At 55.8% G+C, this 21,672-nt stretch carries 16 protein-coding genes, 1 pseudogene and 1 riboswitch; of the genes and pseudogenes, 7 read left to right on the forward strand and 10 right to left on the reverse strand.

All coding sequences use genetic code 11. The annotated features are described in order from the left end of the window. Positions 1-589 precede the first annotated feature (589 nt). The 7 genes and pseudogenes from ACXAH3_RS15600 to ACXAH3_RS15630 all read right to left on the reverse strand — a co-directional run. Positions 590-1,000, reverse strand: a pseudogene (locus tag ACXAH3_RS15600) (Tn3 family transposase); the annotation flags it as partial. Positions 1,001-1,037: 37 nt separating this feature from the next. Further along, complete coding sequence (gene tpiA, locus ACXAH3_RS15605) at positions 1,038-1,784, reverse strand: triose-phosphate isomerase (protein WP_474863099.1); 747 nt, start codon at positions 1,782-1,784, stop codon at positions 1,038-1,040. 15 nt (positions 1,785-1,799) lie between these two features. Then, positions 1,800-2,591, reverse strand: a complete 792-nt coding sequence (locus ACXAH3_RS15610) for an SDR family oxidoreductase (RefSeq protein WP_474863100.1) — start codon at positions 2,589-2,591, stop codon at positions 1,800-1,802. 66 nt (positions 2,592-2,657) lie between these two features. Further along, a complete protein-coding gene (locus tag ACXAH3_RS15615; RefSeq protein WP_474863102.1) occupies positions 2,658-3,440 on the reverse strand; it encodes an SDR family NAD(P)-dependent oxidoreductase in 783 nt (260 codons plus the stop codon). 37 nt (positions 3,441-3,477) lie between these two features. Further along, complete coding sequence (locus ACXAH3_RS15620) at positions 3,478-4,971, reverse strand: sugar ABC transporter ATP-binding protein (protein WP_474863103.1); 1,494 nt, start codon at positions 4,969-4,971, stop codon at positions 3,478-3,480. Between the two features lie 41 nt (positions 4,972-5,012). Beyond that, on the reverse strand, positions 5,013-5,957 hold the full coding sequence (locus ACXAH3_RS15625) for a substrate-binding domain-containing protein (protein ID WP_474863105.1): 945 nt from the start codon (positions 5,955-5,957) through the stop codon (positions 5,013-5,015). A 110-nt stretch (positions 5,958-6,067) separates the two neighbouring features. After that, positions 6,068-7,048, reverse strand: coding sequence for an ABC transporter permease (locus tag ACXAH3_RS15630; RefSeq protein WP_474863107.1), 981 nt, complete (start codon positions 7,046-7,048; stop codon positions 6,068-6,070). A gap of 189 nt (positions 7,049-7,237) precedes the next feature. Between ACXAH3_RS15630 and ACXAH3_RS15635 the strand changes: the two genes are divergently transcribed. The 4 genes from ACXAH3_RS15635 to ACXAH3_RS15650 are packed head-to-tail and all read left to right on the forward strand — an operon-like array spanning position 7,238 to position 11,473. Beyond that, positions 7,238-8,059, forward strand: coding sequence for a transketolase (locus ACXAH3_RS15635; protein WP_474863109.1), 822 nt, complete (start codon positions 7,238-7,240; stop codon positions 8,057-8,059). Further along, complete coding sequence (locus tag ACXAH3_RS15640) at positions 8,056-9,015, forward strand: transketolase family protein (RefSeq protein ID WP_474863111.1); 960 nt, start codon at positions 8,056-8,058, stop codon at positions 9,013-9,015. The genes ACXAH3_RS15635 and ACXAH3_RS15640 overlap by 4 nt, the downstream gene beginning before the upstream one ends. Before the next feature lie 4 nt (positions 9,016-9,019). Then, complete coding sequence (locus ACXAH3_RS15645) at positions 9,020-10,483, forward strand: FGGY family carbohydrate kinase (protein WP_474863146.1); 1,464 nt, start codon at positions 9,020-9,022, stop codon at positions 10,481-10,483. A 39-nt stretch (positions 10,484-10,522) separates the two neighbouring features. Next, positions 10,523-11,473, forward strand: a complete 951-nt coding sequence (locus tag ACXAH3_RS15650) for a sugar-binding transcriptional regulator (RefSeq protein ID WP_474863113.1) — start codon at positions 10,523-10,525, stop codon at positions 11,471-11,473. A gap of 65 nt (positions 11,474-11,538) precedes the next feature. Here ACXAH3_RS15650 and ACXAH3_RS15655 read toward each other — a convergent pair whose 3' ends face one another. Continuing rightward, complete coding sequence (locus tag ACXAH3_RS15655) at positions 11,539-12,006, reverse strand: 6,7-dimethyl-8-ribityllumazine synthase (RefSeq protein ID WP_474863115.1); 468 nt, start codon at positions 12,004-12,006, stop codon at positions 11,539-11,541. A 70-nt stretch (positions 12,007-12,076) separates the two neighbouring features. Next, positions 12,077-12,207: riboswitch (FMN riboswitch) on the reverse strand. 474 nt (positions 12,208-12,681) lie between these two features. Beyond that, entirely contained in the window at positions 12,682-14,046 is a 1,365-nt protein-coding gene (locus ACXAH3_RS15660; protein ID WP_474863116.1) for an ISNCY family transposase, read from the reverse strand. A gap of 409 nt (positions 14,047-14,455) precedes the next feature. Between ACXAH3_RS15660 and ACXAH3_RS15665 the strand changes: the two genes are divergently transcribed. Together ACXAH3_RS15665 and ACXAH3_RS15670 are read left to right on the forward strand one after the other, a co-directional pair. After that, complete coding sequence (locus tag ACXAH3_RS15665; RefSeq protein WP_474863118.1) at positions 14,456-16,339, forward strand: SLC13 family permease; 1,884 nt, start codon at positions 14,456-14,458, stop codon at positions 16,337-16,339. Positions 16,340-16,475: 136 nt separating this feature from the next. Then, on the forward strand, positions 16,476-18,026 hold the full coding sequence (locus ACXAH3_RS15670) for a hypothetical protein (protein WP_474863120.1): 1,551 nt from the start codon (positions 16,476-16,478) through the stop codon (positions 18,024-18,026). Positions 18,027-18,163: 137 nt separating this feature from the next. On the opposite strand, the gene ACXAH3_RS15675 is transcribed toward ACXAH3_RS15670, so the two are convergent. Then, the gene (locus tag ACXAH3_RS15675) at positions 18,164-19,768 is read right to left on the reverse strand and encodes a BCCT family transporter (RefSeq protein WP_474863122.1); all 1,605 of its coding nucleotides are present in this window, start codon (positions 19,766-19,768) and stop codon (positions 18,164-18,166) included. A gap of 443 nt (positions 19,769-20,211) precedes the next feature. On the opposite strand from ACXAH3_RS15675, the gene ACXAH3_RS15680 reads away from it, so the two are divergent. After that, a complete protein-coding gene (locus tag ACXAH3_RS15680; RefSeq protein ID WP_474863124.1) occupies positions 20,212-21,642 on the forward strand; it encodes a calcium-binding protein in 1,431 nt (476 codons plus the stop codon). Positions 21,643-21,672: the final 30 nt, after the last annotated feature.

Consider the following 21,672-nt stretch of genomic DNA (forward strand, 5'->3'; position numbering starts at 1 on the left):
TTTCAAGTTGAACCGTGCCGCCGCTCTGGCCGAGTGGCGCCAACTTTGTGCGGACTAAAGGGCAGTTACACTGTCCTTGCTCAGACGAGTTCGAATTAGTCTGACAGCACCTGCTCAGCTACAGCTTCATGTTGCAACCATCCAGAAATGTCACAGGTTCTGCAAAGTAGGAATGTCACCACTGGGTGGAATGCAAGCAAAGCCTGACAGGGCGGAGACTTCAAATATCGCAGCCCTGGCTGGCTTTGCGGGGGTAGGGGAAGCAGACCTTGGTGCATGATGTAGCGAAGGTCTGGAAAGAGCCCATTCTGTCTCTTGGATTATTGTGCTGCGCGCGCTCGCAGCACGAAAGCTGCGTTATAGGTAAAAAGATCGGTATAGCTTATCAGCGCAGAATGCAGCCATTCATGCGGGTATAGCGTCAAATAGAGATCGAGCTCACAAGTTGCTTAACAAACCAGCCTTATGACCCTTCATTTTGCGTGACGCCAGCACCAATGGGAAAGATGAGACAGGAACCCGGAATTCGTAGGAACCACGGCGAGAAAGTCGTATTGGGGTCGAGTGTAGCTGAGTGAGAAATGACACCCTAAGGGATTTCGGCGGCTATTTTTCGCCAGATGTATTGTCCTATGAGCAGAATATGCGCCCACCCGAGTGGTGAGATGTGGCGGAGGAGATAATCTGGAGTTTCCAACCCCGCTTTCTCGCGTTCAATAACAGCTTTTCCCAATTGGTCTGTGTTCCAGAATATGATGATGGCTGTGAGTAGGTTTAGCCCAGCCAGTCGGAAGTGCTGGCTTTCAGTCGCACGGTCGCGGATCTCAGCCTGCCGCCCGATCCGTAGTGCATTCTTCAATGCGTGATGTGCCTCGCCCTTGTTTAACCCGACGCTGGCCCTGCGCTGCATGTCGATATCAAGGGCCCACTCAATCATGAACAATGTCCGTTCAATCTGTCCAATTTCTCGCAATGCGATGGCAAGATCATGTTTGCGGGGGCGAAGTTTGCCGGTTGCCGCCCCATCTGTGATCAGACTAAGCCGCGCTTAGCGCGGCCACGATCCGACTGAACTCTGCGGCCTTCATCGATGCTCCTCCAACCAGAGCGCCATCGATATTGGGCAGCGCAAATATTGCTGCAGCATTGTCGGGTTTGACCGAACCGCCATACAAGAGAAGCATCGCGTCACCCTCTGCCCCGAAGCGCATGTTCAGTTGGCGGCGCAGAAAGGCGTGAACTTCAGCAATTTGTTCGAGTGTCGGTGTGCGTCCGGTGCCGATGGCCCAGACAGGTTCATAGGCGACGACCACATGTGCTGCGCTACTGCTTTCCGGCAGCGAGTTTTGCAGCTGGCCACCGATAACGTCGAGCGTCGATCCAGCGTCCCGCTCCGCTTGCGTCTCGCCAATGCAGACAATGGCGATCAACCCACGCGCCAGCGCTGCCTCGGTCTTGGCCCGAACCAGATCGTCCGTTTCTTTGTGATCTGTTCGACGCTCAGAATGGCCAAGGATCACGTGGGTGGCACCGGCATCCGCCAACATCGCGGCGGATAGGTCGCCTGTATGCGCGCCGTGATCTGCCGGGTGGCAGTCTTGCGCACCGACAAGCAGCTCGGATCCGATTACCCGGTCATGCACCCTGTGTATCAGGGTCGCGGGCGGGCAGATCAAGGCATTGCAAGACGGCGCACCCAACTCGGCGATCAGGGATTCAATTTCGATCAAATCCCCGCTCATCCCGTTCATTTTCCAATTGCCGGCAGCAAGTTTCGCTTTCATCATCTTCACCTTGTCCTACCAGCAGCAGAAGCCGCCATCGACCAGCAGATCAACGCCCGTGCAATAGGACGCGGCATCCGACAGCAGGAACACCGCGGGGCCTACCATCTCGTCCACATTGGCCATCCGCTGCATTGGAGTTTGGTCTTCGAATTCTTTGGTCTGGTGCACCATTTCCGGGCGTGTGTTCATGGGTGTCGCGGTATAGCCGGGGCTGATCGAATTCACCCGGATGCCGCGATCCACCCATTCCATTGCCATCGACTTGGACATATGGATGACGCCCGCTTTCGATGCGTTGTAGTGCACCTGGTTCAGGCCGCGATTGACGATGACCCCCGACATGGACGCGATGTTGACGATAGAGCCGCCTTTGCCATGGGCCAGCATCCCGCGGGCCTCGGCCTGGCAGGACAGCCAAACCCCCTTCATATTGATGTCCATCAGGGTCTGATACTGTTCTTCTTCCATTTTTTCGCAAGGATTGGCATTCGCAATCCCGGCGGCGTTCACCGCCAGACGCAAGGGGCCAAGCTCTGCTTCAGTGCGTGCGACTGCCTCGGCCAATGCCGCGCCAGAGGTCACGTCCGCCGCGAGCTGGATCGAGCTGCGCCCGGTTTCAGCGATGGCCTCTGCGGTCTGGGTCAGCCCATCGTCGCTGCGTCGGTCCAGCAGGGCCACATCCGCTCCACATTGCGCCAGCCCCAAGGCGATGCGTTGCCCGATGCCGCTGCCTGCGCCGGTGACCATGGCGACACGGCCGGACAGATCGAACATCGCTGGGGTATCTAGTGTCACTTTGCCCATTCGGACCCTCCTCGTTGTCTTTGCGCCCGTCTTCGACCCTTTGCCGGGCATTGGTGTCAGGCTGGCTTAGGACATGATCAGCCCGCCATCGACATTGATGGTCTGGCCGGTGATGTAATCAGCATCTTCGCTGGCAATAAATGCCGCCAGGGCGGCCACGTGTTTGCCTTCGCCCGCGCGTTTCATGGGGATGTTCTGGACCCAACTTTCCATCAGCTCGCCGGGGCCGAAGTCACCCAGCATCTGCCCCCAAACGCGGTCGTTGTAGTCCCACATGTCGGTCTTGATGATGCCCGGACAAATCGCATTGACCGTGATCGCATCCAGAGCGACTTCTTTTGCAAGGCTTTGCGTCAGCCCCATCACGCCGAATTTCGAGGCGGCATAATGTGGGGTATAGATGAAGCCATCGCGGGCTTGCCCAGAGGCCATGTTGATCACCCGGCCGCCCTTGCCCGCAGCGCGCATCCGTTTGATGGCTTCTTGGCTGCACAGGAACACCCCTTTGGTGTTGACGTTCATGGTGTCGTCCCACTCAGACTCGGTGAGATCCTCAACCTTCGCAATGGTGATGATCCCTGCGTTCTGCACGGACACATCAACCGACCCAAATTCCTGTTCAGCACGGTCATAGAGCGCGGCGACAGCCTGCGGGTCGGTTACATTGCAGATCACGCCAATGGCTTTTGCACCGCTATCGCGCAGCGCCGCCGCGGCGTCTTCTACCTGTGCTTCAACCGAGGCGATCACGATGTTTGCCCCCTCGCTGGCAAAACGCTCGGCAATGGCAAAGCCGATCCCCTTGTTGCCGCCGGTCACGACGACGGTTTTTCCCTTAAAGCGGCTCATCTTGCTGCCCCCTGTTTCTGTTTCGCTGAATGTTTGTTCACGCGGTTGCAAGTTCCATCACAGACACATCGTTTGCCTCTGTGTGGTCCAGAATACCCGCCAGACGGCCAGCAGCCATCACCATGATCCGATTGGACACGCCGAGCACCTCTTCAAGGTCCGAACTGACCACGATCACGGCAACACCGTTTTCAGCAAGGCCGACTATCAGATCATAGATCGATGAACGCGCGCCGACATCAATACCCCGTGTTGGCTCGTCAAGAACCACAACCTTGGGGTTTCTGGCCAGCCATTTGGCAATGACGACCTTTTGTTGGTTGCCGCCAGACAATTCGTTTGCGTTTTGTTTGCCGGTGCCTTTGACCCCGAAGGTTTCAATGTTCTGATCGGCGAATTCATGCACCTGCCGCGATGTAATCATCCCATGCCTGGTGACTTTATTCAGATTGGCATAACCGATATTTTCTGCGATCGCATGCTCCAGAACAAGCCCTTGAAGCTTACGGTCTTCGGGCACAAGAACGATGCCATTCTTGATCGCCTGGGCTGGGGTCTTGGGGGTGATGTCCCGGCCGTTCAGCACAACCTGCCCGCGCGCGATTGGGTCCGCACCGGTGATCGCACGCACTAGTTCGGTGCGCCCTGCGCCAACCAGCCCTGCGATGCCGAAAATCTCACCCTTGCGCACCTTAAAGCTCACATCTTCAAAGTCGCCTTGGGCCGATGTAAGGTCCTTGACCTCAAGCACGGTGTCCTCACCCGGCGTTGGCAGCGCCGGGAACATCCGGTCCAAGCTGCGGCCAACCATGGACTCAACTATGGTGCGCACGGGAATGTTGGCATCGTCGAATTCCTGCACTTTTTCGCCGTCGCGCATCACGACGATCCGGTCGGCGATCTGTCGAATTTCTTCAAGTCGGTGAGAGATATAAATCACCCCGACACCGTCGTCTTTCAACGCTTTGATCTGCTCGAACAGTCTTTGCGTTTCTTCACCACCCAGAGCCGCTGTCGGCTCATCCAAAATCAACAGCTTTGCGTTGAGCGTCAACGCCTTGGCGATCTCGATCAGCTGTTGGTTTGCAGTAGACAGACCCTGCACAAGGCGGCGCGGCGAAATGTCCAGGCCAAGTCGTTCGAGCCCAATATGCGCCCGTTCTTCCATGGCCTTGCGATCAACCAAGCCGGCTTTCGATGGGTAGCGCCCCAAAAAGATATTCTCGGCGATCGACAAATGCGGCAGCAACAAAAGCTCTTGGTGGATCATGCCCACGCCGGCATTTAACGCATCGCGGGGATTGGCGGGCGAGAAAGTCTCGCCCTGCCATGTCATTTCACCGGACGATGGGAGTACTCTGCCCGAGATGACATTTGAAACAGTGGATTTCCCAGCACCGTTTTCGCCAAGCAGGGCCACGACTTCTCCGGGATGAACGTCTAAATCTATGCCATGAAGAACTTCAATTGGTCCGTAGGACTTCTTGATATTTCTCAGGGATAAAAGTGGATTTTCATCAGTCAAAGCCATGGCCGTGCCCTTTGGTTAGGTGTTGCGGGATCGCCTACTGCCTATGGGTGCTTTTCAACGAATGCAGCCGCATCGTCGCAGGTTGTCAACACAGCGTTCGGAATTTGGCGTGCTGGCACCGAGGCGCCATTTGCGACCGCAATCGCAGAGTTTACAGCCAAAACACCCATCGCCTGCGTGCTTTGCGTCGCCGTCACAATGAACGGAGTATCGCAGGCAACCAGCGATTCCAGCGCCGCGCCGTCGCCATCATAGCCGCCGACGATCACTTGATCCGCAAGACCGGCAACTTCAACGGCCTTTGCCGCGCCCATCGCGAGACCATCAGCCTGCCCGAAGACAATTTTGATGTCCGGGTTGGCCTGCAGCATGTTTTGCGCGATGTTGAAGCCTTCGTCGGGCGACCACTGTTGGCTCCACTGCTGAGCGACAAGTTTTACGCCGGGGTTTTCGTCGATGGCCATTTTACAGCCTTCAAAACGCTGAACTTCCGGTGTCGTGCCTTTCTGGCCGTGAATCACAACCATTTCGCCTTCGCCGCCCGCAAGGCCGATGATATGGCTGCAAACCTGATAAGCCGACAGAACGTTTTCGCCGTAGATGACTGTATCGCCGGGTTCGCCGTCTGGTTCGCGGTCAACATTGATGACCGGGATGCCCGCTTGGCGCGCCAAACGTGTCGGAACGGCAGCCGCCGCCGCACCGGCAGGGATATAGATGAAGGCGTCGATGCCCTGTGTGATCAAGTCCTGTACTTGGCTGACCTGAGTCGCGGTATCATTTTTTGCGTCAACAACGATAACGTCGATGCCCAGCTTTCCAGCATAGCCCTCTACCCCCAGTTTGATCTGGTTGAAAAAGTCGGCCTGAAGGTTCGGAACGGCAAGACCGATCGTGTCAATACCGCCCACACCCTCGGCAGTTGCTCCTCCTGCAAGCGCCGTTAGAATGGTTGTGGCCAGTATGGCCTTTGGTGAAAGTTTCATAGTTATCTCCTCCTTGTTTTAACCATCTTCCTCTGATGGGTCGTCCAAAGTCCGGACTTCGGACTGCCTACGTGAATACGAGGCGGCACAGCGCCGACCCGTATGCGTAATTAGTTGGACCGGTGCTTGAACGTTTCCGCAGCTACCGCGAGAACGATCACTAGGCCAATGATGACAGCTTGCAGAAAGGGTGAAACACTCAGCAAGTTTAGTCCGTTGCGCAGGACGCCGATGATCAACACCCCGATGATTGTCCCAACAACACCGCCCTTACCTCCGGTCAGGCTTGTGCCCCCAATGACAACCGCTGCAATTGCATCCAGCTCATAGGCAACGCCCGAGCTGGGTTGGACCGAGTCCAGACGTGCCGCCAACAAGATGCCTGCAAGCCCGGACAGCACGGCACAGGCGACATAGACCATAACGGTCGACAGCCGCACATTGATCCCGGCCAAACGGGCCACTTCGGGGCTACCTCCAATGGCGTACAGCTCTCGGCCTTCTTTGCGCAGGCGCAAAAATAGAATGGCAACTACAAAGACGATCAGCATGACCATCACGGTCATGGTCAAAAAGCCGAACTGCCGGATGATCGCGCCCATGTTGAACCACGAAGGGAACCCAATGATTTGGGATCCGTTTGTGATCATGTTTGCCAACCCCCGCGCGATGGACATCATCGCAAGGGTCGCGATAAAGGCGGGGACTTTGAATTCGGTGATCAGAAGGCCAGAAACAGCCCCTGAAATCGCAGAGGCCAGCAGTGCGCCGGCGATGGCGACCCCCATTGGCAGCCCGGCGACAACGTTGAGGTATCCCAGCACCATCATTGATAGCGCGAGAACGGACCCAACAGACAAATCAATTCCCCCGATCAGGATCACGAAAGTCATCCCCACAGCCATAATGCCTAGGACAGTGATTTGATCCGCGATATTCAAAAAGTTACGAAAAGACAAAAAGGAGTCGGTTGAAACCGACAGCACCACGCACAAAAGAAGCAGACCGATCAGGGGGCCGGTCGCGCCGCTCAAGGAAAACAACTCGGGCAGACGTGGCCTTCTAGCCGGTGTGGCGGGGGTTTGGGTCATCGGCTCCTCCTTTGTGCGTATATTTATGCACAGCTGATATAAAATCCCTAAGCCAATGAATTCGCTGTGTCAAGCATTGCTTATCAACACCACAGGAACAATCTCAAGACATTCAGCAAAGCACATTCAGCTTGACAGCTCCCTACTTTGTATGGTTATTGTTTATTGAATATATATGCAGAGGTAGATATGGATCCCCGAAAACTTCGCAAAATCGCCAACCAAGTCCGCCGCCGAGACCTTCAGGCCGTCTTTGAGGCTGGCGCAGGCCACATTGGCGGCGAGATGTCAGTGACGGACCTCCTTACCGCGCTTTATTTCCATACTATGTCGGTAGACCCTACTTCGCCCCAAGACCCAAATCGAGACCGCCTCGTGCTTAGCAAAGGCCATACAGCGCTGGCGCTCTATATTATACTGTCGGAGAAAGGCTTCATTCCAAAGGAAGAAGTCTCGACCTTCCTGCAGCACCATTCCCGGCTGAATGGTCACCCGAACCGCGTCAAAGTTGCGGGTGTCGAAACCAACACCGGACCGCTTGGTCATGGCCTGCCGGTCGGCGTCGGCATGGCGAAAGCAGCAAAACTGAACGAGGCGAATTGGCGTACATTTGTGATCACCGGTGACGGCGAAATGCAGGAAGGGTCGAACTGGGAAGCCATTATGGCTGCAGCGCAGTTCAAGCTCGACAACCTGACTCTCATTATCGATCACAACCGATTGCAACAGGGTGCGCGCTTGACCGAGACAAACAACATTGCGCCTCTGGCGCCAAAACTCGAGTCTTTCGGTTGGGCCGTGGAAGAAATTGACGGGCACAATATGGAGGAAATCTGTCGCGCCCTTTCGCGTGAAGCCGTGACCGAAGGCAAACCAAAGTGCATTGTTGCCCATACCAATAAGGGGCAGGGAATTTCCTTCATGTCAGACAATGTTGCCTGGCATCACAAAGTGCCGAACGCAGAACAGTATAAACAGGCCATGGCCGAACTTGAGGAGGCTGCACAATGAACATGCCATTCGACACTGCGAAACTGCACGACTGTCGCGACGCGTTCACCGCTACGCTTGAGACTTTGGGTGCGGTCAATTCAGATATCGTCGCAGTTTGCAACGACTCGGTCGGCTCGTCCAAGCTCGGCGGCTTTAGGGATAAGTTTCCCGAGCGCCTTATCAATGTCGGAATTGCTGAACAGAATATGGTCGGCGTCGGTGCAGGCTTGGCAAACGGCGGAAAGATCCCCTTTGTCTGCGCCGCCTCCCCTTTTCTGACTGGGCGCGCATTGGAGCAGATCAAGGCGGACGTGGCCTATTCTGAAACCAACGTCAAACTGGTCGGCATCTCGTCCGGCATGGCGTATGGCGAACTCGGCCCGACACACCATTCGATCGAGGATTTTGCCTGGATTCGCGCCCTGCCCAACGTTCCGGTCATTGCCCCGGCTGATCGACATGAAACTGCTGCGGTAATCCGCTGGGCGACCGAGACCCAAGGTGGGTGCTTCCTGCGGCTCAGCCGAGTTGGCGTGCCCGATCTTCTCCCTGAAGGCCACGTTTTTGAGCTGGGCAAGGCCAACACATTGAGGACCGGCAACGACCTTACACTGATCGCCAACGGGGTGCTTAGCCATCGGACGGTAATCGCCGCCGCTCTGCTTGAGAAGCGTGGTATTTCAGCAAGGGTCGTCAATATGGCATGCGTGCGCCCCATTGATGAAGACGCGGTCATCCAGGCTGCCACGGAAACGGGCGCGATCCTGACCTGCGAAGAGCACACCACTTTTGGCGGCCTTGGCAGCGCAGTCGCGGAAGTGGTGGTCGATAAGGTGCCAGTGCCGATGACACGACTTGGTGTACCCGGTGTTTTTGCGCATACTGCCGCGGCGAATACATTGCTCGATGACTTCGGGATGTCACCCGAGGCAATCGCAGACAGCGCGGAAGCACTGCTTAAACGGAAGGGGTGATTGCATGGCGCAAAGGGCCATCCTAGCGATTGATGAAGGCACGACAAACTCGAAGGCGGTGCTTGTGTCTCAGGCCGGAGAAATCATTGCCAGCAATTCCGCGCCAGTGCCCACAGAGCACCCTCAATCTGGCTGGGTACAGCAGGATGCGAATGAAATCTGGGCTGCCACCCAAAAAGCGATCACCGCCTGTTTGGCCGCTGCGCCTGATACTGAGATTGTCGCATTAGGGATATCCAACCAACGCGAATCCATTCTGATCTGGGACCGCAAGACCGGAACGCCCCTTGGGCCCGTGGTGACATGGCAATGTCGCCGAACGTCGGCCGCCTGTATGGATTTGAAGCGAGCTGGACACGAACCCGACGTCATCGCACGCACGGGACTACCCCTTGACCCTTTGTTTCCGCCTACGAAAGCTGCCTGGCTCATCCAGAACCATGGCACTGCGTCCGACGATATTTGCATTGGCACTGTGGACAGCTGGCTGATCTGGAAACTCACAGATGGGGCAGTCCATGCGACCGATCGGTCCAACGCGGCCCGCACCCAGCTGTTCAATCTGGCTGAAAACCAGTGGGATGACAGTCTGTGTGCCCTCTTTGGAATTGAGCAGACGATGCTGCCGGTGGTTAGGGATTCCTCTTCTCTTTTTGGCACGACTCTGAATACGGGCGTCATGCGAGACGGCATACCCATCACGTCGGCAATTGGTGATTCACATGCTGCCCTTTTCGGTCACGGCGCGTTTGAAACCGGTGATGGAAAGATCACATTCGGCACCGGCTCGTCTGTGATGACCACGATTCCTGAATTCATTGTGCCGCCGACCGGCATCACCACGACCATTGCCTGGTCCTTGAACGGCACCGCCACCTATGCCTTCGAGGGCAACATTCTTGTGAGCGCGTCAATTCTGCCTTGGACGGCGACACTCCTGGGGTTGCCGGACGTAGATGCATTGCTCGACCTTGCCCAGACGGTGGAAGACACGCAGGGTGTGTCGCTTGTTCCGGCACATGTTGGCCTTGGTTCACCGCATTGGAATTCCGAGGCGCGCGGGGTGATCTCGGGACTATCTTTTGCCGCTGGGCCGGCCCATGTGGCACGGGCCGCCGCCGAAAGCATGGCGTTTCAGGTTCAAGATATATTTGCAATCATGGCGACCGCAGCGCATGGCATCGGGCGTTTGTCGGTCGATGGCGGACCAAGCCGAAACCCATTCCTGATGCAGATGGTCGCCAACTTTTTGAACCATTCCGTTACGCCCTGTATCAATTCTGAAGCTTCGGCAATTGGGGCCGCCCATTTAGCCGGGCTGGCGGTTGGATTTTGGCCAAACCTTGATGCGTTGCGTGAACTTTCCAACGATGGTGCCGAAATTACGCCGCGCATCGCGCTTGAAAAAAGAGAAACCGACTTAAAAACTTGGAGAAACGCTGTTGCTCGGACGGTCGCTCCAGTGTAGCGAATAAATATTCACCTATGTGGTCAACTTGGAGCCAGTATGTCCCGTGTAAACGAATTACGCCTGATCGCCCGCGTTGCCCAGATGTATCACGTCGAAAACCAACGCCAGGCTGATATCGCGTCACACCTGCGCATATCTCAGGCTACTGTCTCGCGGATGCTGAAGAAGGCGCAGGAAGAGGAAATCGTGCGCACCACGGTTGTCTCTCCATCCGGAACTTACGCCGAACTCGAAGCCGCGTTGAGACATCAGTTCGGGCTGTCTGAAGCGATTGTCGTCGAATGCACCGAAGATCGCGACGGTGCGATTATGGCAAGAATTGGTGAAGCCGCTGCGCATTTCGTCGAAGCGACCCTACAAACAGGCGAGATCATCGGCGTATCAAGCTGGTCCGAAACTATTTTGCGCATGGTCGAGAACATTCACCCGATGAAGTCGGGCAAAGCCAAATCTGTTGTCCAGACGCTCGGCGGCATGGGCAACCCAACCGTGCAGATGCATGCCAACCAATTGACGGCCCGGCTTGCAAAACTCTCTGGCGCCGAGGCCCATGTGCTGAGTGCCCCGGGTGTTGCGCAATCGCGTGAGGCAAAACTTGTCTTAGTTGGGGATCCTTTTGTTCGCGAAACAGTGGACCTATTTGCGCGCATCACCCTCGCGATTGTCGGGATCGGTGCGGTTGAGCCCTCGGGGATGCTTTCAAGAAGCGGCAATGTCTTTTCGTCGCGCGAATTGGCCGAGGTTGCAGATATGGGTGGCGTTGGAGACATGAGCCTTCGGTTTTATGATGCAAACGGCGCCTACGTTAAAACGCCTCTGGATGACCGGGTCATCGGCATCACTCTTGAGGAGTTGGACAAGGTTGACCGGGTGATGGCCTTGGCTGGCGGAAAAGCCAAAACCGAAGCCATCCGCGGCGCCCTGAACACCGGAATCATCGACTTGCTGATCACGGATAAATTCACCGCAGAACGGTTGGTCTCCTAGAACCGTACGTCCGCATCTACGGCATAGAAAAGAGCGCCGCGACCACGCCGCGCCGCCCTGTCACCTCAGGCGGCAGCTGTGGTGTTCAATTGCAAGCTCTTATGCAGCGCAGCAACCTCTCTTGCTGCATCAGCCGCTTCACGCCCCTTCTTTATGAAATGATCATAGAAGAACGCTTGGTGCTCGTCGGTTGGTTGGAAATGATGTGGAGTCAGCGATACGGACAGTACGGGAACACCGGTTTTCATGCTAGCCTCCATCAGTCCTGTGACAACGGCTTGCGCCACAAAATCATGGCGATATATGCCGCCATCGACAACCAACGCCGCCGCAACAATTGCGCCGTAGTCACCGGTTTCCGCCAGTCTTTGTGCCAGCAGGGGCATCTCGAAAGCGCCAGGCACGTCATGGGTATCAATCACGGCATTGATGCCAATTTCCGTGAGTCGCTGCTCGAACCCGACACGTGCCTGATCGACGATGTCAGCGTGCCAGCGCGCCTTGATGAAGGCGAATTTGGGGGATTTTGTCATAGCTCTAGGTCCTTTCTATATGACAGAATCCCAGAGCGCAGAGAAGCACCTGCGCCAGCAGGCGCATGCACTCCATTCTCTCTCATCCGGACTATGACCGTCGGCCCCGGAATTTCACCGGATCTGCTGACCCATCCCTAAGAATGGCGCTCGCGGGCTATCACCGCCGGTGGGGAATTTCACCCCGCCCTGAGAATGGTATTTCGATATTTTCGAGCTATAAAAATGTCAATGCCGTTGATGAAACCAATGCAAACTTCGCGTCGTTGGAAGTTTCAATTCGGTCCAGCTGAAACGCGTGATTGACTGCGTCCCTATACAAATTCTTAGCCGTGCGTGGCATGGGTTTTTGACCCACAGCATGTGTTGCAGGGCTTCCTCCACATTCAATATGTGGTTTTGGGACCAGAGATCTGCACAAACGGGTGCTTGTCGCTGCGGAAGTACAGGGCAGCTTTGTCCTGCGCCTCGATGGTCGAAACTGACCGCAGCGAAAGGATGGATTGGATTGGTCGGTTTTGACGTTTTTGAAGGTCCGGTTCGATGAAATTCGCTGCACCAACAAAAAGATGTTGCCGCACAGGCAAGGAAATGCTGCGCTAGCAATAGCCGCGTGAGCAAAAGGCGGGTTTGTCCCGCAATGCGGACATTCTCCAGCACCTGTTTGAACGTCCGCTATCGGTCACTCTGAGCCACCGCGACCTCGGGAGCAATCTTCTTTCTGGCTCGGGATCCAGATGGCCGACCGGGTTTGCGTCCATTCGGTTGATACCCCATCCTTTCAGAGTTTGTTCTAACCTTGGGTTTAGACGGAGCTGCATCTTGCAATTCCTTTACATGAGCCAACACTGCGCCGAGGCGCTTGTTCTCGGTGACGGCCGCATGGGTTATGCGCTGATCCATGTCGAAGATTTTGTAGGGCAGGGGCTTTCCCTTCCAGCGCACTTCGAACCGGCCATCCACGAACGCATAGGTGTCCACGTGTTTGCCCACCAGACCGCGTGACGTGTCGCTTTCTTCGAGCATGATCGGTTTGCGATCATAGGAGAATGTCAGCTGCTTTCCGACATAGCGTTTGTCCCGCCAGCACAGCACATCATCGAGCCGATCTGGCTCGATATTTAAAGCGCGATGCAGATTGTCTGGCTTGGCCGGGGGTCTTGCAAACTTAGCGTTGAAACGCGTCTTGAAGCCCTCCAGAAAAGCGTTGCCTTCCTTCATATCGGATATCCCGGCAAGCCGCAGCTCTTTCACCAGCCGGTCCTGAAGCGTTCGGTTGGCGCGTTCAACACGGCCCTTGGCCTGGGAACTGTTTGCACAAAGAATCTCGATGTTGAGCTCGCTTAGGGCACGACCAAACTGAGTCATACCAGCACCGCCTTTGGCGTCATCCTTTGAAACCCGAAATACCGAATGCTTGTCGCTATAGAAGGCAACAGGGCGGCCGTGCCGAAGCAGATAGCCTTCCAGAGCTTCAAAGTAGCTGAAGGTGCTCTCAGATTTAACAAAGCGCAATTCCATCAACGTGCTGGTGGCATCGTCGATGAAGACGAGCAGGGTGCAGGGATCGCCCCGATCCTCAAACCAACGATGATCAGACCCGTCGATCTGGATCAGCTCGCCAAAGCATTCCCGTCGTAGCCGAGGCTGGTGAAAGGTACGGCGTTGTTTGCGTGACAGCCATATCCCATCCTCCTGCATCCACTTGCGCAGGGTCTCGCGTGAAACCTTGAACCCGTGGTACTGTTCAAGCATCTCAGCCGCCAAGGTTGGTCCAAAGTCAGCGTAGCTCTCTTTGATCAGTGACAGGGCATAATCGCGCTTGGCTTTGTGGATCTGGTTGTTCGGAGGTTTACCGCGCGCCTTGTGTCGGATCGCCGCGGCACCATCCAGCCGATACCGCTTCAGCAGCCGATAAACCTGGCGCACGGTCAGATCGAGCAGGTTGGCGCCATTGGCGACTGTCAACCGCCCATCATCAATCTGGGCCAGCACTTCAACGCGGTTCAGTTCTCTTTCGCTCATCATCACCCATCCCATGCCCAATCTCCTCGACCAACTCATTTGACGAGAAGAGTGACACTTCTGCTTTGCTTAGGGGTGACATTTTAGCTTTGCTGCTACACTTCAGCAGCCGATAATCGATGTTATGTTAATATCTTGACTGCACCATCTTTAGGACTGAGTTTTCTCCGACCAGGAGCATGAACTAAGACGACGACATGTCCAAAGGCCCGTGCTTTGCCAAGGAACGCTTGTCATCAGGTAACTAGATTGTTGGTAGTTTCTACGCGTGTGAATCCTTCAGATACCGAGAAAACCAAGCAGGATTAGTAGATTTTTGCTGACTCAGCGCGCGGGAAAGGCCAACCTGAAGGTTAAGGTATGATTACTGCACAGCAGCGGTCCACGCCGACATGCTTGCATCAGCCTTTTTGGGAGGAGCGGGATGGAAACACTGGTGTTCACGACTGAAATGGGCGTCGTCATCGCGATGTTGGCCTTCACCGTGTACCTGTTCGTTTCCGAGATCATACGCATCGACCTTGCCGCCGTTCTGGTTTTGGTGATGGTCGGCATTTTCAGTTACATTCCGGGACTGGAGCGGCTGGCGGATGTCAATCATCTGTTTGACGGGTTTGCCTCGAACGCGGTGATTTCCATTATTGCCGTGATGATCGTCGGGGCCGGACTGGACCGCACGGGGATTATGAATAAGGTGGCGGCGCAGATCCTGAAGCGTGGCGGCACGACCGAGCAGCGGATCGTACCTATCGTGTCAGGTACGGTTGGCTTCATTTCCAGTTTCTTGCAGAATGTCGGGGCAGCTGCGCTGTTTCTGCCCGTGGTCAGCCGGATCTCGGCGCGGTCGGGCATTCCGCTTAGCCGGTTGCTGATGCCGATGGGCTTTTGCGCTATTCTGGGCGGCACGATGACAATGGTTGGGTCGTCGCCGTTGATTTTGCTGAACGATCTGATCGACACTGCCAATACCACCCTGCCCGACGGTCAAAAGATGGAGCCGTTCGGCCTGTTTTCCGTAACCCCAATTGGGGCTGCGCTGATCCTGACCGGCATCGTTTATTTCCTGCTGCTGGGGCGTTGGGTCCTGCCGCAGGGGGAAAGCGAGGTCGACGTCGCCTCGGCCCATGGTACGTCGCAATATCTGGAACGGGTCTACGGCTTGCGCGCCAATGTGTTCGAGGTTGACGTGCCCGAGGACTCGCCCTTGGTTGGGCAGATCTTGGCGGATATTAACAACGAAAATAACCTCTATATCATCTCGACCTTCTATCGTGGGAAGGCGTCGATGATCCAAATCCTGACCGCCGAAATCGCCGCGCCTTGTCGTCTGGCCATCATCGGAAAAGAATCTGTCGTCCACTGTTTTGCCGAGAAATACGGCCTGTCTGTACGGCCAGAGCTGGACGTGTTTGTCGAGGAGTTTGCCTCTACCAATGCTGGCGTGGCCGAGCTGGTGATCCCGCCCGATAGCAACCTGATTGGTAAAAGCCCGCGCGACCTTCTGCTGCGCAAGTCCTATGGCCTCAGCCTGTTGGCGATCCACAGGCAAGAAGACACGCTTAGCCACGTGAAAACCGCGGATCATGAGCCAACCCAGATCGGGCTTGTTCCCTTTCAGGCGGGTGACATGCTGGTGGCGCATACCCGTTGGGAAAACCTGACGCGGTTGAAGCAGGACCGCGATTTCATCGTGGTGACGGCCGATTTCCCGCAAGAGGAACTGCGCCCGCAAAAGGTTGGCTGGGCGCTGTTCTTCTTTCTTGTGTCGCTGTCCTTGATCCTGTTCACCGATGTACGCCTTTCACTGTGTCTGTTGACCGGCGCGGTGGGTATGATGCTGTCCCGCGTCCTTAGCATTGACGAGGCATATCGCGCCGTCGGCTGGAACACCGTGTTCCTGTTGGCCAGCCTTATCCCGCTTGGGCAAGCTGTACAGAACACCGGCACAGCAGAATGGATCGCGCAGCAAATTTTGATCGCATTGGACGGCTGGCCGGTATGGTCCTTGCAAGCGGGCGTGGCGATTTTGGCGACTGTGTTCTCGCTGGTGATGTCGAATGTGGGGGCAACAGTTTTGTTGGTACCATTGGCGGTGTCCATCGCCGTCGCAGTTGGCGCAGACCCGGCGGTCTTTGCGCTGACGGTTGCAATCTCGACCTCGAATTCCTTCATCATTCCAACCCATCAGGTCAACGCCCTGATCATGGGTCCGGCGGGATACAAAGTGGTCGATTTCGTGCGCAGCGGCGGCATCATGACCCTGTTGTTCTTGATCGTGTCACTGTTGATGTTGAACTTGGTGTTCTAGCCAGACGTCAACCGATGGCGTCACTTCTATGATGCGTTGAGCCATTTACGAACAATACTCTGGAAGGTGTTGTCACCGATCAGACGCTGACATAGGGTCACGTCGATTACACATATAGTGCAAAGGATTTCCGCACATGCAAACTCTTGCCATCCGGCTGACCAGCGCCGCCATTCTTGGCGTTTCCGTCCTGCCCGGCACCGCTTTCGCAGACCTGACCGCCGAAGATGTCTGGCAGCATTTTCAGCAAAGCTCGACCTCGATCGGCGGCACGCTTAGCGCTGATACGTCAGAGCGTGGCGACGGCGGTTTGTCGCTGGAAAAAGTGACCTTCGCGCTTGCCCTGCCCTTCGAGTTTGGGGCCGTCAGCATTGATATGGGGTCATTTGATTTGGCCGAGCTGGGCGATGGCCGGGTTTCGACAATCCTGCCGGAAAGCGCGGTTTACAGCCTGACCTATACGGACGCGGATGGCGAAAGCTATGGCGGCAGTATGACAATGACCCAGCAGGGATACAGCAACATCTATTCGGGCACGCCGGAAGAAATCACCTCGGACCAGAAGGCCGAGCGGCTTGATTTCACCATGGATGTGGATGGGCTGCCGGAAGAGGTTCAGGACATCGCCATGAACGGGTCGATTGTTGGGTATGAAGGGCAGATTGTGACCACCACGGCGGATATGATCACTTCGGTCATGACCTATTCGTTTGCCGAACAGGATATGACAATGACTCAGGTCATGTCGTTCGAAGGCGACGCGCCGATGACCGTCGAAGGTGTCACCAAAACAGGCCGCACCGAGGGCGACATGCGTTTCGTGACCCCCGCCGCTGGGATCGACCTTGCCAATCTGGCCAAGGCTCTGCGTGACGGGCTGATGATCGAGGGTACGAACCGCATTGCCAGCTACAGCTCGGATCAGGTGACGTCGCAGGGCGATGAGTTGATGATGGCGCAGCGGTCGTCAGCCAAGAACTATGACACGGCCATGAAGATTGACGCGGCTGGCATCACGATTTCTGGCCCGGCGGAAGATCTGGAAATTCAGATGGAGATGCCGATGATACCGGGGCTTCCGCTGGGTGGCAAAATCGCGTCGGTGTCGGGCACGATGCAGGCGCCTTTGCTGAAAGATGACAGCTTTGGTCCCGTCGCGATCCAGTTCGACCTGAACGGGCTAGAGCTGGACGACATGGTCTGGGCCATGGGCGATCCGACCGGCGTTCTGCCGCGCGATCCGATCCACCTGACCGTCGATCTGACCGGCACGATGAAGCACAACGTGGAATGGCTTGATTTCGCCAATGTGGAAGCCGGCCTTGGGGCGCTTGGAGATACCCTGCCGGTCGAGCCCGGAACCGCCACTCTGAACGCACTGCGCCTGTCCGCCGCCGGGGCCGAGATCACCGGCGAAGGTGCCTTTACCTTCGACGCCTCCGATCTGGAAACCTTTGGTGGTGTGCCGCGCCCAGAAGGCAAGCTGACCCTGCGCGCCAAGGGTCTGACAGCCCTGTCCGAGAAACTGGCGCAGCTTGGCATTCCGGCGGAACAGATCATGGGCTCGATGATGATGCTTGAAATGTTCACCGCTGCCGACACCGACGCCGGCGAAGACGCCCGCGTGACCGAGGTTGTCATCAACCCCGATGGTTCGGTTTTTGCCAACGGGATGCAGCTTCAGTAAGCGCAACCTGAAACATGCCCTGCCCCGGCTTTGACTGGTGTGGGGTACAAGGCCCTCGCCTTAACGTGCTCCCGTCTTTCTAAAGAAAACGCCCCCGCTTGGATAAGCAGGGGCGCGAAAGATTTACGTGATTGGTGTTAATCCAGCTTTTTACGCTCTGCCCGCAGCGCGAGCCACAGACAATAGCACATCACCAACACCACAAGGGTAAAGGGGATGCCCATGGACACCGCTGCGCCCTGAAGTGCGTTTAATCCGCCACCCAACAAAAGCGCAATGGCAACCAGACCTTCCAGCGTGCACCAGAACACGCGCTGGATCACCGGCGCATCCATCTTGCCACCCGCCGTGATCGTGTCGATCACCAACGACCCGGAATCCGATGACGTGACAAAGAAGATCACGATCAGGATCAACGAGATCGGGGCCACGATGGAATAGAGCGGAAGCTCTTTCAGGAAGCCAAACAGCGCGCCTTCGGGGGCATAGCTGTCGATCACCGTGGCTTTCACGCCTTCGGCACCGCCTGCGTTCAGCATGTCGATGGCGGCACCACCGAATGTGGACATCCACAAAGCGCAAACTGCTGTCGGAGCCAGAAGCGCGCAGATAACGAACTCGCGCACCGTGCGGCCTTTGGAAATCCGCGCGATGAACATGCCGACGAAAGGCGACCATGCGATCCACCACGCCCAATAGAACGTGGTCCAGCCGTGGAAATAGCTGGTGTCCTCGCGGCCAAACGGGTTCGACAAGGCGGGCAACATCGTAATGTAGTCCACCATGACCGAGAAATAGCGCGCAATGGCTGTGCCGACGCCCGTGACGATGATCACGAAGAGGAACAGAATGACGGCCATGACCATGTTGATCTCGGACAAGCGTTTAACGCCCGCATCCATGCCCAAAAGGACTGACCCCAATGCGATCAGCGTGATGCCGATGATCAACAGGACCGTCACTGTCGGGGATGGCGCGATGCCGAAGACCTCGTTCAGGCCAGCAGCCACCTGTTGTGCGCCCAGTCCCAGTGATGTGGTCAGGCCAAACAAGGTTGCAAACACCGCAAGCGTGTCAATCAGATGCCCCCAGAAGCCCCAAACGCGCTCGCCCAGAATGGGATAGAACGCAGACCGCAGGGTTAGCGGCAGATCGAGGTTGTAGCAGAAGATCGCCAAGGCCAAACCGACCGCAGCATAGACTGCCCAACCTTCCAGTCCCCAATGGTGAATGGTGCCGACGACGCCAGCATATTCATTGCCGGGCTGGGTGATGTCGATGTTCAAGGGCCGTGCGCCCCCACCTTCGGAAAAGTTATAGTAAACGGGCTCTAATACGCCGAAGAACAGCAGCCCGATCCCGATCCCGGCGGCGAACATCATCGCGATCCAACCGGCATAAGAGTAATCGGGCGTTGCGTCCTTGCCGCCGATCCGCACCTTGCCCACAGGCAAGACGATTAGCGCAAGGCAGAACAGGGTGATGGCGTCGACCGACAAAACCAAAAACCAGTCAAACGTACTGGTCAGCCATGGTCGCAGCCAGCCAAAGAACGCCGCCGCGCTTTCCTGATTGGCAAGTGCAATCAACACAAACGCCATGATCAGAATACTTGAAATCAGAAAGACCGGATTGTGAATATCCAGCCCGAAAGGTCGTATGTTGTCCTGCCCCATCTCGTATTCTGTCTCGAAATCCCAAACCCTTGGATCTGGGTCGAGCATCTTCTTTTTCTCTGTCATTTCCCTGTCCTTTGTTTCGCGTTTACAGGGAAAGTGTTGCACGAACTGCGACCATCTGTCCAACTCTGGTTATTTATGAGGGTTTTAGAACTGTAAACACAATCTAAAGACGAGCGAGGGGAGGAGCACTACCCCATGATCATCTCATGGCTAGAAACCTTTCGTTGAGGCACATGGCCCGCAATCAGGCAGTGGTAGTATCAAGCGGCATGGTCGCCCACCGCATCCGAGATTTTCCCAGAATACCGCCTAAAGAGCAGTCTAGTTTTTCTTAAATGTGTGTTAACCTTCTCGGACTATTGGGATCACCTATTTATATTTGAACCGTCCGGACGAAATTTTAACGGGCACACGATCCCACAATTCAAGAACTCAGACCTGCAGGATTCCGGGGGTGAATCCGTATTTCTGACGGTCTGTCCAATTGGTGGAGGATTGGAAAAATGGTTGTAATTAATGGTAATGGAGCCAACAACACAATAACTGGCACAAATGGGAAAGACACACTGCGCGGCAAAGGTGGTGATGACACCATTCGTGGCCTTGGTGGCAACGACTCGATATTTGGTGGCAGCGGTGCTGATCTGCTGATTGGCGGCGCCGGGAATGACTATATCCACGCCGGGTCCAATGGTTTTGGAGAGTATGACATAGTCAGAGGCGGCGCGGGGAATGACACCATCGTTTCAAGCGGCGATGGCGAGTACTATGGCGGATCCGGAAACGACTACATGATAGCCGGGAGCACGTTCTTCTCTGAGTTGTTGGACGGAGGTAGCGGCACTGACTGGCTTGATACCACGCTCGTGCATAGTGACTACACAGTCAACTTGACAACCGGGGCTACCCACTTGTTCGACCAGTTTTTTTACAACTTCGAGAACATTCTAACCGGCCGCGGGGATGATAACATTACCGGCACCGGCGGTAAAAACATCATCATGACCGGCGCTGGGGATGACACAATCAATGCTGGTGGTGGGAATGACATACTTGTCGGTGGTCTTGGCGCTGATACGTTGAATGGTGGATCGGGAACGGACACTGCTGATTACAGCAACTCGACAAACTACATCTCGGTCAGCATATCTGGCAACAATGTCTGGGACGGCACGGCAACCGATACAATTTCAAGCATCGAGAAGTTCAAAGGCTCTGACTATAACGACTCTTTCTATGCTGCCTCAACCGGCGCCTATACGTTCTTGGGCAGGGGCGGGGATGACTATTTCTTTCGCGACGGCCCCACTGGAACATCTTACAAACACACCTTTAATGGTGGAAGCGGAACGGACACATTCCTGGGAACCGGTCTTTTTTCTGGCCACACGATTAACCTGACCAAAGGGTATATCTATGCTGGCACCGCCGAACGCGACAAACTGATCTCGATCGAAAATGTCACCGCGTATAATGGCTCGACGGTCGTCGGTAGCCACGGCGACAATGTCATAAGCTCCTCTGGCAACTACTCTTATACCCTGAAAGGGAACAAGGGGAACGACACCATCTATGGCAACTCAGCAAATGACATGCTGTATGGCGGCGCCGGGAATGACCAAATCCGCGGCTATGGTGGTGACGACACCATCCAAGGTGATCCGGGAAATGACAAGATTTGGGGTGGCACGGGCTCGGATACATTCGTGTTCAAAGGCCAGTTCGGCAAAGACCGCATCAATGACTTTGACGCCCTTGATGGGAACGAGAAGATCGACTTTAGCGGGGTTGGAGCCATCACAAGCTTCAATGACCTGATAAACAATCACGCCACGCAGAACGGCACCAATGTTGTGATCAAAGTGGGCAACAACAAAGTGACCTTGGTGGATGTCTATCTGAGCGACTTGGATTCAAGCGACTTCATCTTCTAAGGCAAAACACTGATTGGGCCGTGCCTTCAG

It is taken from the genome of Aliiroseovarius sp. ABM4_368, assembly GCF_056161205.1.

Excerpts from the sequence above, each read along its gene's own strand:
- tpiA (WP_474863099.1), bottom strand. The coding sequence starts at position 1,784 with ATGAAAGCGAAACTTGCTGCCGGCAATTGGAAAATGAACGGGATGAGC.
- ACXAH3_RS15610 (WP_474863100.1), bottom strand. The coding sequence starts at position 2,591 with ATGGGCAAAGTGACACTAGATACCCCAGCGATGTTCGATCTGTCCGGC.
- ACXAH3_RS15615 (WP_474863102.1), bottom strand. The coding sequence starts at position 3,440 with ATGAGCCGCTTTAAGGGAAAAACCGTCGTCGTGACCGGCGGCAACAAG.
- ACXAH3_RS15620 (WP_474863103.1), bottom strand. The coding sequence starts at position 4,971 with ATGGCTTTGACTGATGAAAATCCACTTTTATCCCTGAGAAATATCAAG.
- ACXAH3_RS15625 (WP_474863105.1), bottom strand. The coding sequence starts at position 5,957 with ATGAAACTTTCACCAAAGGCCATACTGGCCACAACCATTCTAACGGCG.
- ACXAH3_RS15630 (WP_474863107.1), bottom strand. The coding sequence starts at position 7,048 with ATGACCCAAACCCCCGCCACACCGGCTAGAAGGCCACGTCTGCCCGAG.
- ACXAH3_RS15635 (WP_474863109.1), top strand. The coding sequence starts at position 7,238 with ATGGATCCCCGAAAACTTCGCAAAATCGCCAACCAAGTCCGCCGCCGA.
- ACXAH3_RS15640 (WP_474863111.1), top strand. The coding sequence starts at position 8,056 with ATGAACATGCCATTCGACACTGCGAAACTGCACGACTGTCGCGACGCG.
- ACXAH3_RS15645 (WP_474863146.1), top strand. The coding sequence starts at position 9,020 with ATGGCGCAAAGGGCCATCCTAGCGATTGATGAAGGCACGACAAACTCG.
- ACXAH3_RS15650 (WP_474863113.1), top strand. The coding sequence starts at position 10,523 with ATGTCCCGTGTAAACGAATTACGCCTGATCGCCCGCGTTGCCCAGATG.
- ACXAH3_RS15655 (WP_474863115.1), bottom strand. The coding sequence starts at position 12,006 with ATGACAAAATCCCCCAAATTCGCCTTCATCAAGGCGCGCTGGCACGCT.
- ACXAH3_RS15660 (WP_474863116.1), bottom strand. The coding sequence starts at position 14,046 with ATGGGATGGGTGATGATGAGCGAAAGAGAACTGAACCGCGTTGAAGTG.
- ACXAH3_RS15665 (WP_474863118.1), top strand. The coding sequence starts at position 14,456 with ATGGAAACACTGGTGTTCACGACTGAAATGGGCGTCGTCATCGCGATG.
- ACXAH3_RS15670 (WP_474863120.1), top strand. The coding sequence starts at position 16,476 with ATGCAAACTCTTGCCATCCGGCTGACCAGCGCCGCCATTCTTGGCGTT.
- ACXAH3_RS15675 (WP_474863122.1), bottom strand. The coding sequence starts at position 19,768 with ATGACAGAGAAAAAGAAGATGCTCGACCCAGATCCAAGGGTTTGGGAT.
- ACXAH3_RS15680 (WP_474863124.1), top strand. The coding sequence starts at position 20,212 with ATGGTTGTAATTAATGGTAATGGAGCCAACAACACAATAACTGGCACA.